Origin of the sequence: Microcystis sp. M169S2, assembly GCF_020245865.1 — a bacterium.
In the GTDB taxonomy this organism is placed as follows: domain Bacteria; phylum Cyanobacteriota; class Cyanobacteriia; order Cyanobacteriales; family Microcystaceae; genus Microcystis; species Microcystis ichthyoblabe_A.
This window is the reverse complement of sequence record NZ_JADBUB010000102.1, coordinates 36,284-51,146: the sequence shown is the minus strand read 5'-3', so window position 1 is coordinate 51,146 and position 14,863 is coordinate 36,284. Positions and strand designations below refer to the sequence as shown.

The following is a 14,863-nucleotide window of genomic DNA, read 5'->3' as shown; positions in this document are numbered from 1 at the left end:
TTGACTGGTGCAGTTTGAGCATTTGTACTAAAAGTTCCAATACCAGCGCAGCTTATAGACTCTAACAAGTACCGAAAACTAGCACCCATAACCTTGAAAACTCAAACTGTAGGGCAGGGCATATCCGAACAGTATAATCTAAGCCTGGGGAAATAAGGTCGCTGTTTTATTGGCATTAGGGCGAAACCCTTACCCTTACTGCATGGGGCTTCTCAGAAAAAATTGACAAGCCGTTACTGAGTACATTTTCCCTTGAAAATTGACGTTCGGCGTGAGCTCAGTCGAACGCTCAGTCGAGCCGTCGAGCCGCTGTACTGTTGACTGTATCTAGAGTAGAGCGATTCTGTGGAGTTGGCTGTATAGTGATCGCTAACCTTATGGTGACAGATGGTGTCATTAATCTCTAGAGTAAGCGATTCCCTCTGTAGCCATGTTTTTGCTGGTTTTCAGCCCCGAAACAAGCTATAATGGTCTAAGGGTCGAATTTGAAAAATTTTGCCTCAAACCCTATCTGCGTAAGAACTTCAGGAGTTTGTGTTCAGTAGTCCGTTAGTATTATATTGCTTTAACTCAGGCTCTGTAAGACTTTTAGCCATAGCTAGTATATTTATACGGGGGAAGTTCAGTCATACTTCAACCTAACCTAAGTTCTAACTGACGAGGATTGAGGGAAAAATTGACTCTTTACATAATGACGTGTTCTACTTCTAAATTCTGATTTTTAAAGCGTCGCGCCACTTCTTGCGACTTGACGATCGAATCCCCAGCTTGTTCGGTAAATTTATTCGAGTCGGTGGGTTGCATTCTGAACTATGATAAGCCAGTGTCAGAGGTCTAGTATAGCGTGCTATCTGGGCAATTACACGGCGATCGGGTTTTCGGTGAGTGATAATGAGATTAATGAAAAATCAAGGGAAGTGAATTATTATTGGAATTATCCGATCTTTCCGTTAATAGATGATGATTTTCTAGATGCCTAACAAAAAAACACGACAACAGTGGCTCGAAGAATTTTATAGAGTACATGGAGACTCTTATAATTATTCATTAGTAGAGAATATCGATTCCTCCACAAAAATTAAGGTTATATGCCCTAATCATGGAGAATTTGAAATCACTCCAGGACATCATAAAAATGGGGTTGGATGCCGTAAATGCTACTTTGCATCTCAGAAGATATCAAAGGAAGAGTTTGTTCGTCGCTCCGAAGAACACTTCGGAAACCGCTATAACTATTCACTGTTTACCGAGCTTCCTAAAGTTGGTGAGCGGGTCAGTATTTCATGTAGAGAACACGGCGTAATTTTTTTACAAGAACCTCGAAGTCATATGCGAGGGCATACAGGATGCCCGCAGTGTAAATCGATGATTTTGTCTGGGTCTCAAGAGGAAATAGGCAAAATCAAAACAAAAGAGGATTTGAAAAAAAGCTTTATCGAGCGGGCGATTAAAATTCATGGTAATAAATATGATTATAGCGAGTTCGAGTATTTAAAGTCCAGTACAAAAGGAAAAATAATTTGTTCAGAACATGGAGAGTTTTGGCAAACTCCTAGCAACCATTTAAGAGGTAGTAATTGTCCAGAATGTTCGCAGGAGAGTAAACATAAAGATACCTTCAAAAATAAATGCAAGGAATTGGGCATCGATTATTGGAGAGCATTGAAAAGACGCGAGGCGGGATTGCCTGAAGAAAAAATTTTTGAAAAACAATACGTTCGTGGTTCACGAGAAATTAACAAGGTCGTGGTATTTGGAACCGAATATCCTAATCTTGAGGAGGCAGTAAGGTGTTTAAATCCATCTGCTAGTAGCACAACAATAAGCCGGTGGTTAAAAGAAGGAATAACGCCGGAAGAAGCTTTTGAGCGAATTCCTAATCCAGGCTATGCGGAAGGAATTATTTATTTGGTTACAAATAAAATATCTGGCAAGCAGTATGTTGGATTAACAATTCAGACTCTAGAGCGTCGCTGGAAATACCATATAGAACAGGCTTCCGCTGGACATATCAAAGGTGCTGAATCATTACACCACGCGATTCGAGAGCATGGTTCGGATACTTTTGAAATACGAGAAATAGATCGAGGAACTTGTAAAAAAGATCTTGAGAATAAAGAGAGAGCGTGGATCAAAAAACTAAATACTTTGGTTCCCAAGGGATATAATATTTCTACAGGTGGGGTCAGCGGTGGATCGCACAAAAAAGTCACCTATATCGATGACATCCGCTTTGAAAGTGTAGAACAAGCTTCAATATATCTCTCTAGGACTCGAAATATTAGCCTTTCTGCGGCGAAAAAAAGGATTAGTCTAGGGCGTATCGATATTAAAACTCCTGCCAAACCTGGCGAAAGCCTAGTAAAAACACAAGTTTACAAAGCTTGGAGCCGAATAATTCACTGTGTGATAAATCCCAATTCCAAAAACTATATACCAGGAGTTGAAGTTCATGATTCATGGCGTGATTTTAAGCGGTTCCTACAAGATGTTGGTCATCCGCCTGAAAAAGGTATGGTATTTTCTAGGCTAGATAAAAACCAAGGATTTTTTCCAGAAAATTGCGCTTGGCTTACGAGAAGTGAGGCAAGTAGGCTCAATGCCGAACAAACCCAAAAGAAAGGTAAGCTTAGGAAAAACAAAGATAAAAATAATCGGGAAATTATGAATCACAAAGTAAAAAGTTTATCTGATTGTATGGAAATACAACTCGAATTACCTTTAGATCTATCAGTAGGTACAGCAGATAGAATTATTGTTGAAGGTATTCAAACTCAAGACCGGAAACCTACGAAAACTTTTTTTCAAACCGCAAAATCTTTACAATTGCAAGGAGATCCGGATTGGTCGGTTCAAATCGACGATCGATAATCAGGTTTCCCTCGATCGCTCGAAATCCTGACAGATCGATCGCTTCCTCGTGAAAATTATCCTAGAAATCTATTCCCAAGTAAAAGCGAATCGAGAACATTTTTTAACCCGCTCTCAAACAAAGTCGGATTTCCAAATATGAACCGCTCGTCGGGCTAAACTTTCTTGACGTTTAGCGATCGTGTCCGGTGTCCATTCCTCTGGTACTATATTTCTCGCTAGAGCATAATCGCTTTGTTGGTAAATCTCTTGTTTATCTGTATAGTATTGATTGCCGATTTGACGATTCAAATTAGCTTCTAAAGGAATCAAGTTACCGATCCGATAGGTCATTTCCTCGATCTCGTTATCGAGAAAGTCAACGCGCCATCGATCGCTCGGCGATTCTGGTAGAATATGCTCGATCGAGAATCCATCTTCCGCTATATTAGATCGACCCGATTCGTCCATTTCTAATTTCCAGAGAATATATCGAACCAGTTTTTTCTTTTGACCTCTGGTAGAAATCGAAAGAATCGAAAAATCCTGCACGAACTTAGTATCCGTGACATAAACCGATCGCAAGCCCTCGAAAACTTGCCTCGGAGTCGTCATTTCGCCATTATTTATGGCGATTGCTATCTTATTATAAATTCCTTCTAGCTCATTCGGGTTAAGACTACTGACAATCGTGTATCGAAACGAAATTATACAAACCAATTTTAGTACGCGAGTGAAGTTCTCGCTTGAAAATTTATTGTATGCCGAGAATAAAACTGGATAGGCTTGTTTTACGCCAAATAGTTCAATTTCTCGAATATAAGGGATATTATCTGGAGTATCTTGCCAGAATTCATCATTGGGATTATTAAGAGCGATAAAAAGACCACTATATTCTTCGAGTTGTTCGAGTAATTTAAACGCGCTTTCAGCGTTTTGTATAGACTCTCGAACCCATTTAAATAAACGTTCCCGTCTTACTCTCGTCCGCGTGAGGCTGAGATAGTAACGTAGGAACTCGGGGAATTTTTCCATTGTAACGGTATCAATAATTCCTCTCCACTGTCGTTGTCCTTCTCGCAAATCATCCGCCCCTCGGAAAAGAGAAAACAAATAATTTTTTAATAGATCGGTTGAACTTAGCTCTATCCCTCTAGCGTTTAGGGTTTCGAAAACCGTATACGCATTCAATTCATCTTCAACATTAATCTGAATAAATAAGAGTCTTTTGGCAACGGTATCCGTTAAAAAAATTGCCAGTTCTTTTCCACTGTTAACTACGCTTGTAAGCTTTTGCAATGAATCCGAAAAGTATTGAAAAGCTTTCCATAGGAGTTGGTTGGATTTTGCGAGCGTTCGAGGATTGCGAGGAGGTCTAAAGTTAATGAGACGACTTTGATAAAAATCATTATTATTTTCATTCAAAATTAATTTACTAGATTCTTTTAAAGAACCCAGATCTTTATTACTCAAATAACCGCTTTTGAGAAGCTGTTGTCGTTCTATATTCGCTTCCGCTTCTTCCCCCCGATCGATTAACGTTTGAATTTTTTCGATAATCGCTATAGCGAGAATACTAATCGTTACCAATCGTTGTTGTCCGTCAATAATTGTAAAATCCGTATCCGATCGCTGGGAACCCTGTAAAACGATCGCTCCCATGTAATGACTAGAATCGGGGTTTTCATAGAGCGTTTGAATATCCTGCCAGAGATCTTCCCAATTTTCTTCCTTCCACGAATAATCTCTTTGAAAAGGGGGAACTCGGTAGATTTTGCCATTGCCGATGAGATCGCTAAAATTGCTGGTTCGGGTATCTAATAGATGAGTACGGGGCATAGGTTCGATCGGCAGTCAGTTCATCACTTCTAACTTACCAAATATCGGCCGATCGTTTACCCGTGTTAAAAACCACCAAAAAAAGGATGGCCTCGCGGCCATCCCTACAAACCTTTAAACTACAGCCAAATTAGTAGCGGCCGGCATTGGGTTTATGAACAATAAAGCTCATGGTTTGACATTGTTTGATGTTGTCAAAAGCGATAACGCGGATGTAGCAATCAGAATATTCAGTGCGGCATTCGCGAACTTCATTAAGAACTTCTTGGGGGCCAGAAACAGAGAATAAAGGCAGTTTCCACATCGTCCAATGATAATCCGCGGGTTTGGGATCTTTTTCAAATTCCACAGCAGGAATATAACCCTGATCGATCATGTATTGAATTTGTTTAGCAATTTGTTGATCGGTGAGGGGAGGCAAGTAGGAGAGGGTTTCGTAACGCTTCTCTTTAGGTAAAGTTTTCATGGGTTTCTTGATTCCTTATGGGTTGGGTAGATCATCAACATCGAGATTTAATTCCGATGTCTCTGGTTGACTTATAGCAGTACGGGTGAGACGTTCCAAAAGTTGCCGACGATGTTCGGTATTGTCATTAATAATTCCCGTTTTTACCATCTCTGGCAAGAACTCTAAAACCTGTTCGGCTAGATGTTCTCTTACCGTCATGATCCGCAAAACTAACTCTTTATTCTCAGTCATTAACCCCGCAATATAGGCCTCGCCATCCTGAATGGAATGGCTAGAAGTATAGTGACTCAGCCAAATAGCCAAAGTGGGATTAGTTTCTGACAATTGATCGATAATCGTGCGAACCGCTTGGTAAGTTAGGTAACTTTGTAAGACTTTCGCGGTATCTTGAACAACTTTTTTCGGATACATTTTATACAGTTTTCAGTTATTGGCTAGACAGTTATCAGTGTTGAAATTCTAGCGACTGCTTGCCGATTTTGGGCAAGTCCCCGGCATTATTTTGCACCGATAACTGCTAACAACCTTCTGAATGGCTGTATTAGAGGGTATCCATAGCCTCGAACTCGAATTTGATTTCTTTCCAGAGTTCGCAAGCGGCAGCCAGTTCAGGACTCCAACGGCAAGCTTCCCGGATAACGTCGTTACCTTCGCGGGCCAAGGAGCGTCCTTCGTTACGAGCTTGGATACAAGCTTCCAGAGCCACACGGTTAGCGGTGGCACCAGGTGCGTTACCCCAGGGGTGGCCGAGGGTTCCACCACCGAACTGTAAGCAGGAATCGTCACCGAAGATTTCCACCAACGCGGGCATATGCCAAACGTGGATACCACCAGAAGCAACCGGCATTACCCCGGGTAAGGAAGCGTAGTCTTGGGTGAAGAAAATACCACGAGCGCGATCTTCTTCTACATAGTCTTCACGCATCAGGTCAACAAAACCCATCGTGATGCCGCGTTCACCTTCGAGTTTACCGACAACGGTTCCCGAGTGCAGGTGATCACCACCAGAGAGACGTAAGCACTTAGCTAAAACGCGGAAGTGGATACCATGATTTTTCTGACGGTCGATAACCGCGTGCATTGCCCGGTGAATGTGGAGCAGTAACCCTTTGTCGCGGCAGAATTTCGCCAGGGTGGTGTTAGCGGTGAAACCACCGGTGAGGTAGTCGTGCATGATGATCGGGGTTTTGATTTCGGCGGCGAATTCAGCCCGTTGCATCATCTGCTCGCAGGTAGGAGCGGTTACGTTGAGGTAATGTCCTTTAACTTCGTTGGTTTCTGCTTGGGATTTAACGATCGCCTCTTGGACAAAGAGGAAACGATCGCGCCAACGCATGAAGGGTTGAGAGTTAATATTTTCGTCGTCTTTGGTGAAGTCTAAACCACCGCGGAGACATTCATAAACGGCACGACCATAGTTTTTAGCGGAAAGGCCGAGTTTGGGTTTGATGGTGCAACCGAGTAAGGGGCGACCGTATTTGTTTAATTTGTCCCGTTCAACGGTGATACCGTGGGGAGGACCTTGGAAGGTTTTGATTAAAGCGACGGGGAAACGGATATCTTCTAAACGGAGACCGCGTAGAGCTTTGAAACCGAAAACGTTACCAACGATCGAGGTGAGGATGTTGGTGACGGAACCTTCTTCAAATAGATCTAAAGGATAGGCAACGAAACAGAAGAACTGGTTATCTTCGTTGGGTACGGGTTCGATATCATAACAACGACCTTTATAGCGATCGAGGTCGGTTAAGTTATCGGTCCAAACGGTGGTCCAGGTACCTGTGGAAGATTCCGCCGCTACTGCCGCACCTGCTTCTTCAGGAGGAACTCCGGGTTGGGGTGTTACCCGGAAGCAAGCTAGTAGATCGGTATCTTTGGGGGTGTAGTCGGGGGTGTAGTAGGTCAGGCGGTAGTCTTTTACGCCGGCCTGGAAACCTTTGGATTTGGCTTGCACCATTGGGATTATTCCTCCATAAACTGCATGATTAGTCGCACCTGTAAAATCTCGCCGTCAACCGACATAGATTTTTCTTAAGCTCCTGTCCCCTGCTGCTAGGAGCGAAGTTAGGGAGCAATTTTCACTAATGTTTTTTTCAACTGATCATCTTAACACGAACTTTATCCTATTCTGATCATTTTTTTTCTCTATCCCTAAAATTTTGATTGTTTTTTTTTCTCGGGGGGATTAGTTTCTTTAATCTGTCGTCATCTAACTTTGACAATCTCTACAAAAACACAAAAAAATCAACAAAAATTTACCTGATTGACGCACAGAAACTTCTGCTCATCAGGCTTTGAGCGATTAAAACTACTCTTTAATTGAGGAAGATTATCAATAATTACAACCTCAAAAAATTGTCGGCAATCGCTAAATATTAACTGGATTTCTAAGCAATTATACCCAGTACCTAGAGGACAGTTAGACAGCAGTGAACTCTAGATAAATTAGGTCTAATTACTCAGTAATTATTGTTGAGATTTTTGGCTTGTGAACGATTATTTTCCCCTTCAAGAATTATGGTTATTGTTGCCATTAAAACGATGACGTTCTGGAAATAGCGTGACCAACAACTGATTGATATAGACCTTTCCGACCACCGATGCTTGATTCGGTCGGTTAGTAGTAGATGCTTGTTCTCTGGTTTCCGGAGGACTGGCCTCGGCGACCATTTCCTCGCTATCCCAAGGACTGGCCACGGTTTCGGCGACCACTTCCTCCACAGACGGGACTGGGGACACTTGACTGACTACGGGTTGCGGTTCCGGTAAAGGGGGCTTTTCCGGTTCCGATGGGGTTGCTGACACCTCGATGGTAATTTGACGGGAAGTATCTCCGATCAGGGAGCCGGATGGCACGAGCGACATCGCTGCCACAGAAGCATTAAAAATGGTTGTGGTTGACCCAATACAGGCATTTTCACCGATTTCACCCCGACCGACGACGAGAACACCTGTACCTAAAATTGCTCCCGCACCGATAGCAATAACACCCTGATAGGCGGTTAAAATTGTTCCCATACCCAGGCAAGCACCCGCACCGATAATTATTTGGCTATTGGGGGCTGCTCGGAGAATCACCCCCGGAGCCACGATCGCACTCTCATGAATGGTGACATCACCATTGACATAGAATTCCGAGCGGCTAATAGGTTGAACGGGGGGTAAGGACATAATTGACAGTTACTCAGTGATCAGTGATCAGTGAGCGGGGGTTAGGGGGTAGGGGTTAGAGTTTCCGGTATTTTTCCCGGTCTGCCAACACCTAACACCTATCTCCCTTCACCGATCGCCGAGTCCTGAAATTAAGGGCGTTGAATAATCGATTCGAGAACACGACGTTTCGCTTGGGAGTCAATCCCGATCAGACGAACGTATTCCCCTTGATGGTCGCGCAGACAGGTTTCTAAAGCGGCCACCACATCGGATTCGCGACTGCTCTCGATCGGGGTGCAGCTTTGCCAAGAACTGGTTTTAAAACGACGTTTATCCGCGTGTTCGGCCCCGATTTTGTGACCTTGGTTCAATAAAGAGCGAATTTGAGTGATCGTTTCTGCGGTTAAGGTACTGGTTAAAGTGGCAGTACCGCCGCCAGAAGAACCAGAAGCATAGCTTTTGAAACTCGGTTCAGCAACGGTGGCGGTTTTACCGTTGCCATTGCTAGCCACCGAACCATCGGGACGCTGGATCACCGTTTCTAAAACCCGTTTTTTGGCTTTAGCATCGATACCGAGTAAGCGGACGTATTCGCCGCTATGTTCCCGTAAACAATCTTCCAAAGCAGTAATTACATCAGATTCGCGATTGCTTTCGATCGGGGCGCAACTCTGCCAAGAACTGGTTTTAAACCGGCGTTTATCCGCGTGTTCGGTGCCGATTTTGTAGCCTTGGGCGAGCAGGGAACGAATTTGAGCGATCGTTTCCCCACTTAAGCTACCACTGCTGCTATGACTGGCTCCGTTACTAGCGGGGGCGCTGTAGCTGCTGGCTTTGCCGCTGCCGTTACTAGCGGGGGTGCCGCCGGGGCGGTGAATAATCATTTCGACGACCCGTTTTTTCGCTTGCGGGTCGATCCCGATCAGGCGGACGTACTCATCGCTATTTTCAGTCACGATCGCTTCGATATCGCGAATGATGCCCGCTTCGCTCTTGGTTTCGATCGCAGGTCCAGTTAACCAAGAACTGGTTTTAAACCGGCGTTTATCCGCGTGTTCGGTGGCGATTTTCAGCCCTTGGGCCAGCAGGGAACGCACTTGTACGGACAGGTCGGAATGCCCGTTACCGTTGCCATGACCGCCGTGGACGGCGGTGGTGGTGCGGGCCGGTTCTCCCGGGGTGTCTTCGGGGCGCTGGATAATCATTTCCAGTATGCGCCGTTTAGCGGCGGGATCGACTCCGATCAGGCGGACGTATTCGCCTTGCAGGTCTCTCAGGGAGGCTTCTAGGGATTGGGATACCTGTTCTTCGCGGCCGCCGTCGATAAAGCCGGCACTTAACCAAGAACTGGTTTTAAAGCGGCGTTTGTCAGCGTATTCGATGCCGATCTTGTAGCCTTGGGAGAGGAGGGAGCGAACCTGCGCTCGAATGTTTGTATTTAAACTCATAGGTGTCACCGAATTTCTATATAGCGTCTCATTAGCGATGTTTATAGCGGCTGCTGGTGCAGGAGTCGCTGGGCTGTGGGCTTTGACCGGGACGCTGGGGGCGAGGTCGATATCGACAATGTGACGAGTGAAGGCTCGATCGATTTCTGTGACATCGGGTAAGCGATCGGCCTGTTGTTGGCTGGTGATCACGGAACCGGATGGCACGAATTTCCCTGCGGGGATTTCCACGTCTTGAACGAGGGCGTGCATCATGACAATGCAATCGGCCCCGATGCGGGCATTAAAGACGGTGGAGCGAAAACCGATAAAGCAGCGATCGCCCACATAGGCTGGCCCGTGAATGAGTGCCATGTGGGTGATGCAGCTGCCCCGGCCGATCCACACCGAATATTCTCGGCCGTCATCTCCCACCACACGGCTTTTTTCTAAACCGTGGATGATTGCTCCGTCCTGAATTTTGCTGTCGTCGCCAATGTGAAAGGGGGTTCCTTCATCGGCGCGGATGGAAGTCCCCGGAGCAATCACCACTCGCGCCCCGATCTCGATAGCGCCACTGAGGTTAGAAAAGGTGTGGACTTTGGCACTCTCGTCTATGCGCGTTTCCTCTGGGGATTTGGTCCGCTTTTTCGGACTAGCCGCCGTTGTGCGGACGACCATAGTTAGTCTTCCTCCATACTGAATTTGGCTGGCTGGTTGTTAATTAACTGTGTTTGGGTCCTATCGATTTCTAACCGGATTGACGAAATTCGTCTCTCTTGCTGTAGAGGGTGCGATTTTCTACGGTTATAGTGTCAATAATCCCCACCACCATCGCGTCAAGGGGGCGATTGTTCTGCCCGTCTTCGATCCGAGCTGCTCCTCCCCGGGACACTAGCACCCATTCATTAAGCCCCGCTCCGACAATATCACCCGCTACTTCATATTTAGGCAAAAGTTGCCCTTGAGCGTCGATGAATTGCAAAAGCAGAAGTTTCACTCCCGTCATACTGCGCGGTTTCAGGGTGCTAACGACGGTTCCGCAAACTTTGGCAATTTGCATGGAATTTGTTTACACTAAAAGTTAGTTGCGCTCTAGATTCGTCTTAAAGGTTGTGGGTTAACACTTTCACGAAACTGTTCCACGGCTTCTGTATAACGAATGGGAAGAACGTATTCGAGGTTTTCGTGGGGACGGGCGATGATGTGGGTCGAGAGAACCTGACCACCTTTAACACGATTAGATGCCGCTTCTGTCCCCGCCGATACGGAGGCCTGTACTTCCGAAACGTCCCCTCGGACGATGACGGTGACGCGACCACTACCAATTTTTTCGTAACCTACTAGGGTTACGCGGGCGGCTTTCACCATGGCATCAGCCGCCTCGACGACGGCTGGGAAACCTAGGGTTTCCACCATGCCCACTGCAATTGACATAATATTTTTGTCTCCTAATGGTTGGCTTTCTTCGACTCTATAGATGCGGACCCCGATCAACGGTGTTTAATAGCTGCGGAATTGCTCTACTTCTTCGGTGTAGCGAATGGGCAGCACGTATTCGAGGTTTTCGTGGGGACGGGCGATGATATGGGTAGATAGCACTTGTCCTCCGTTAACCCGGTTGGCGTTTTCCACTCCGGCAGCCACAGAAGCTTGCACTTCTGAAACGTCTCCCCGGACAATGACAGTGACGCGACCACTACCGATCTTTTCGTAACCCACTAGAGTCACCCTGGCGGCCTTGACCATGGCATCGGCCGCTTCCACAACGGCGGGAAATCCTAGGGTTTCAATCATTCCTACTGCAATTGGCATTTTTTTGTTCCTCGCTTGTCAAGCCAAACTAAACTATTAATTTCGTTAGCGTTATCAACTTTGTTTCAGTCAAATTCTTTCCTTGTTACTTTTCCTGCTCTAGCTTTGGTGGCAGTCGGGATCGTGGCAAGGTGGGGGTAAGACCATCCTAAATTTTATCTCGATCGTGACTGTTTTCATCCACTAATTTTATTTTCTAGGGCTGGTTGGTAAAAATTTGACGAGTCAGGCAAAATTATCAACCTAAAAAAAGCATAGGAAACTATGACACCTTTGACAATATAAAACATTATGATTATTTCTCATCTTCCGGTTAACGAAAGTTAATCATTCTTTCCCTTCGTTCATCAGCCTCAGCAATTCTCAGGACATTGACAGCTAAAACCTTTGCTATGACTGCATTTGCGCTTTAACTTTTCTCTTGGCAGCTCGATTGTCTCTGCTGGATTTACTGGCAGATAAAAGCCTATTTTTCGCTGATTTCGGCTTTTTTATAATTTTTTTATACTATATACGGCTGGGGTTGGGGAGTGGGGAGAGGGGAGTGGGAATTATGAATTATGAATTATGAATTGGGAGCATCCCACTTTTGCCATAAGCAATTATACTTAGACTAAATGAGAAGTGCTTAGTGGGATGCTCCCTTATGAATTGGGGAGTGAGGGAGCCTTTTTCAGTGATCAGTAAACAGTGAAAGGAAAACTCACCTCTGATCACTGCTCACTGATTCTAGCGATCGATCTCACCTTCGTAGGGTTGGACACCGATCGAGGGATAATTATCGTGGTTAGGGCTGAAAACTTCTAAGACTGCATGAGCTAACTTTTGGAAAAAGTCGGGACTCTCGTGCAAGGATTTAAGTGCCGCTTCTAATTCCGGACGGGAGAAATCGAAGCCTTGGGAGCGAGCTATCTCTAGTAATTGCTGAGGATCTTGGGTTGAACGCATTTTTTGACCCAATTCTTCGTTTTTAGCGGCTAAGGCGAAAAAGTCGAACACTTGATTTTTAGACATATAAATACTTTTCCTTTGATGATTAAAGGTGTGGCCTCGGCGGCGTGGAGGTTAAACTGCCTAGTATGGTTTATTTTTATCCTACCAGTCAGGAGATATCCTCAAAGCAAAAGTTTCGTTTTTATTTGCTTGTATAGCTGAGTATGCTTTTTCTGGGGTGTGGGGTGTGGGGTGTGGGGAAGTGGGGACAATAAATAAAAATAATCTCCTCAATCCTCAATCCTAACTTTTTGGCCATCGGGGCAGGCCATAGTCAGAGGATAAATAGCCTAAAATAGAAACCTGCACTCTTGTTTCTGTAGCCAGCATCATGAATAAATCCCCACGTCGTTACCATATCACCACCTTTGGTTGTCAGATGAATAAGGCTGACTCCGAACGCATGGCGGGTATTTTAGAAGATTTGGGGTTTCAATGGTCTGAGGATGCCAACGAAGCCGATTTAATCCTCTACAATACCTGTACAATTCGCGATAATGCCGAACAGAAAGTATATTCCTATCTCGGCAGACAGGCTAAACGCAAACAAACTCAACCTGATCTTACTTTAGTTGTCGCTGGCTGCGTGGCCCAACAGGAAGGGGAACAATTATTGAGAAGGGTTCCCGAAGTGGATTTAATTATCGGTCCCCAACACGCCAACCGTTTGGGAGACTTATTACAACAAGTTTTTGACGGTTCCCAGGTGGTGGCTACCGAACCCATCCACATCATGGAAGATATCACCAAACCGCGCCGGGATAGTAATATTACCGCTTGGGTGAACGTCATCTATGGTTGTAATGAACGCTGTACCTATTGTGTGGTTCCGGGGGTGCGCGGGGTGGAACAATCGCGCACTCCTGCGGCAATTCGAGCAGAAATGGAACAATTAGGACAACAGGGTTATCAAGAAATCACCCTTTTAGGTCAAAATATCGATGCCTACGGACGGGATTTACCCGGAGTGACGGCAAGCGGCCGACATCTGCACAATTTCACCGATTTACTCTACTACATTCATGATGTGGCCGGCATTGAACGTCTCCGTTTTGCCACCAGTCACCCCCGCTATTTTACCGAACGTTTGATTAAAGCTTGTCAGGAATTACCTAAGGTTTGTGAACATTTTCATATCCCTTTTCAATCGGGGGATAATGATGTTCTCAAGGCCATGAAACGGGGCTATACTCAGGAAAAATACCGACAAATTATTGCTAATATTCGCGATTTAATGCCGGATGCTGCCATTAGTGCCGATGCGATTGTCGGATTCCCCGGAGAAACAGAGGCACAGTTCGAGAATACTTTAAAATTAGTCGATGAGATTGGTTTTGATCAATTAAATACGGCAGCCTATTCTCCCCGTCCTGGCACTCCGGCCGCTATTTGGGATAATCAATTAAGTGAGCAGGTAAAAAGCGATCGCTTACAAAGATTAAATCATTTAGTGGCCACAAAAGCCGCTGAACGTTCCCAAAGATATTTAGGCAGAATTGAGGAAATTTTAGTGGAAGACGTTAACCCTAAAGATGCTAGTCAAGTTATGGGAAGAACTAGAGGCAATCGCTTAACTTTCTTTACGGGAAATATTGAGGAATTGCGAGGCACATTTGTTAAGGTTAAAATTACCGAAGTCCGTCCCTTTAGTTTGACGGGAGTGATCTTTTAAGTAGTGGTGCAAAACTAATTTCTTGGTTAGGAGAGGCAATAGGCAATAGGCAATAGGCTTCGGCCGTGAGCTCAGCCGAACGGCAAAAGGTAGTTAAATATGTGTAACTAATTTTGCTTAGGTACTTAATAGTTAACAGTGACCCCTCTTATTCAGGGGGATTCCCCCGCCTATCGGCACCCCCCTTATCAAGGGGGGCAGGGGGGATCAAAGGCAAAATCTATCTTCAATTTGATTATAACTAATTACTTATTTTATGGATATTATCGCTATTTTGCAGCAAGATTATCAAAGATTTCCCCTCGATCAAACCTATGATATTTATGCTGATAACGTTTATTTTCAAGACCCTCTCAATCAATTTCGGGGGATTAAACGCTATCGGGAAATGATTGGTTTTATGAGTCAATGGTTCCAAGCTATCAAGATGGATGTCCACGCAATTGAACAGCAGGGAAATATTATTAATACCCGTTGGACATTGCACTGGACAACTCCTTTACCTTGGCGGCCTCGCATCGCTATTTCTGGACGCAGCCAATTAACTCTCGATGACAATAATCTGATTATTTCTCATATTGATTATTGGGATTGTTCGCGCTGGGATGTGCTGCGTCAACATTTACCTTTTCCCAGTTCTTAACC

At 45.0% G+C, this 14,863-nt stretch carries 13 protein-coding genes and 1 pseudogene; 3 read left to right on the top strand and 11 right to left on the bottom strand.

Features of this window, described 5'->3' with window-relative positions:
• Window positions 1-687: 687 nt before the first annotated feature.
• A pseudogene (locus IM485_RS22990) lies at window positions 688-804 on the bottom strand (Clp protease N-terminal domain-containing protein); the annotation flags it as partial.
• Window positions 805-972: 168 nt separating this feature from the next.
• Between IM485_RS22990 and IM485_RS10460 the strand changes: the two are divergent.
• Window positions 973-2,871, top strand: a complete 1,899-nt coding sequence (locus IM485_RS10460) for a GIY-YIG nuclease family protein (protein WP_104395418.1) — start codon at window positions 973-975, stop codon at window positions 2,869-2,871.
• A 114-nt stretch (window positions 2,872-2,985) separates the two neighbouring features.
• On the opposite strand, the gene IM485_RS10455 is transcribed toward IM485_RS10460, so the two are convergent.
• The 10 genes from IM485_RS10455 to IM485_RS10410 form a co-directional block, all read right to left on the bottom strand.
• Window positions 2,986-4,689 (bottom strand): DUF262 domain-containing protein, encoded by a 1,704-nt coding sequence (locus IM485_RS10455; protein ID WP_130757157.1) that lies wholly within the window; start codon window positions 4,687-4,689, stop codon window positions 2,986-2,988.
• A gap of 130 nt (window positions 4,690-4,819) precedes the next feature.
• The gene (locus tag IM485_RS10450) at window positions 4,820-5,155 is read right to left on the bottom strand and encodes a ribulose bisphosphate carboxylase small subunit (protein ID WP_002741682.1); all 336 of its coding nucleotides are present in this window, start codon (window positions 5,153-5,155) and stop codon (window positions 4,820-4,822) included.
• Window positions 5,156-5,170: 15 nt separating this feature from the next.
• Entirely contained in the window at window positions 5,171-5,569 is a 399-nt protein-coding gene (rcbX, locus tag IM485_RS10445) for a RuBisCO chaperone RbcX (RefSeq protein WP_002732424.1), read from the bottom strand.
• A gap of 130 nt (window positions 5,570-5,699) precedes the next feature.
• Window positions 5,700-7,115 carry a form I ribulose bisphosphate carboxylase large subunit gene (locus IM485_RS10440; RefSeq protein WP_002753365.1) on the bottom strand — a complete coding sequence of 472 codons (1,416 nt, stop codon included), beginning with the start codon at window positions 7,113-7,115 and terminating at the stop codon, window positions 5,700-5,702.
• Window positions 7,116-7,666: 551 nt separating this feature from the next.
• Complete coding sequence (gene ccmN, locus IM485_RS10435) at window positions 7,667-8,329, bottom strand: beta-carboxysome scaffolding protein CcmN (RefSeq protein WP_287742918.1); 663 nt, start codon at window positions 8,327-8,329, stop codon at window positions 7,667-7,669.
• Window positions 8,330-8,460: 131 nt separating this feature from the next.
• Complete coding sequence (locus IM485_RS10430; RefSeq protein WP_287742917.1) at window positions 8,461-10,419, bottom strand: RuBisCO small subunit-like domain-containing protein; 1,959 nt, start codon at window positions 10,417-10,419, stop codon at window positions 8,461-8,463.
• 70 nt (window positions 10,420-10,489) lie between these two features.
• The gene (gene ccmL / locus IM485_RS10425) at window positions 10,490-10,801 is read right to left on the bottom strand and encodes a beta-carboxysome shell vertex protein CcmL (protein ID WP_002734360.1); all 312 of its coding nucleotides are present in this window, start codon (window positions 10,799-10,801) and stop codon (window positions 10,490-10,492) included.
• A gap of 32 nt (window positions 10,802-10,833) precedes the next feature.
• Window positions 10,834-11,175: a carbon dioxide-concentrating mechanism protein CcmK gene (locus tag IM485_RS10420; protein ID WP_002733426.1), complete on the bottom strand. Its 342-nt coding sequence runs from the start codon at window positions 11,173-11,175 to the stop codon at window positions 10,834-10,836.
• Window positions 11,176-11,241: 66 nt separating this feature from the next.
• Window positions 11,242-11,553 (bottom strand): carbon dioxide-concentrating mechanism protein CcmK, encoded by a 312-nt coding sequence (locus IM485_RS10415; RefSeq protein ID WP_002734613.1) that lies wholly within the window; start codon window positions 11,551-11,553, stop codon window positions 11,242-11,244.
• 729 nt (window positions 11,554-12,282) lie between these two features.
• Entirely contained in the window at window positions 12,283-12,567 is a 285-nt protein-coding gene (locus tag IM485_RS10410) for a Nif11-like leader peptide family natural product precursor (RefSeq protein ID WP_002741693.1), read from the bottom strand.
• A gap of 310 nt (window positions 12,568-12,877) precedes the next feature.
• On the opposite strand from IM485_RS10410, the gene miaB reads away from it, so the two are divergent.
• Both miaB and IM485_RS10400 read left to right on the top strand, forming a co-directional pair.
• Entirely contained in the window at window positions 12,878-14,218 is a 1,341-nt protein-coding gene (miaB, locus tag IM485_RS10405) for a tRNA (N6-isopentenyl adenosine(37)-C2)-methylthiotransferase MiaB (RefSeq protein WP_104398391.1), read from the top strand.
• Window positions 14,219-14,474: 256 nt separating this feature from the next.
• A complete protein-coding gene (locus IM485_RS10400; protein ID WP_104398393.1) occupies window positions 14,475-14,861 on the top strand; it encodes a C6orf136 family protein in 387 nt (128 codons plus the stop codon).
• Window positions 14,862-14,863 lie beyond the last annotated feature (2 nt).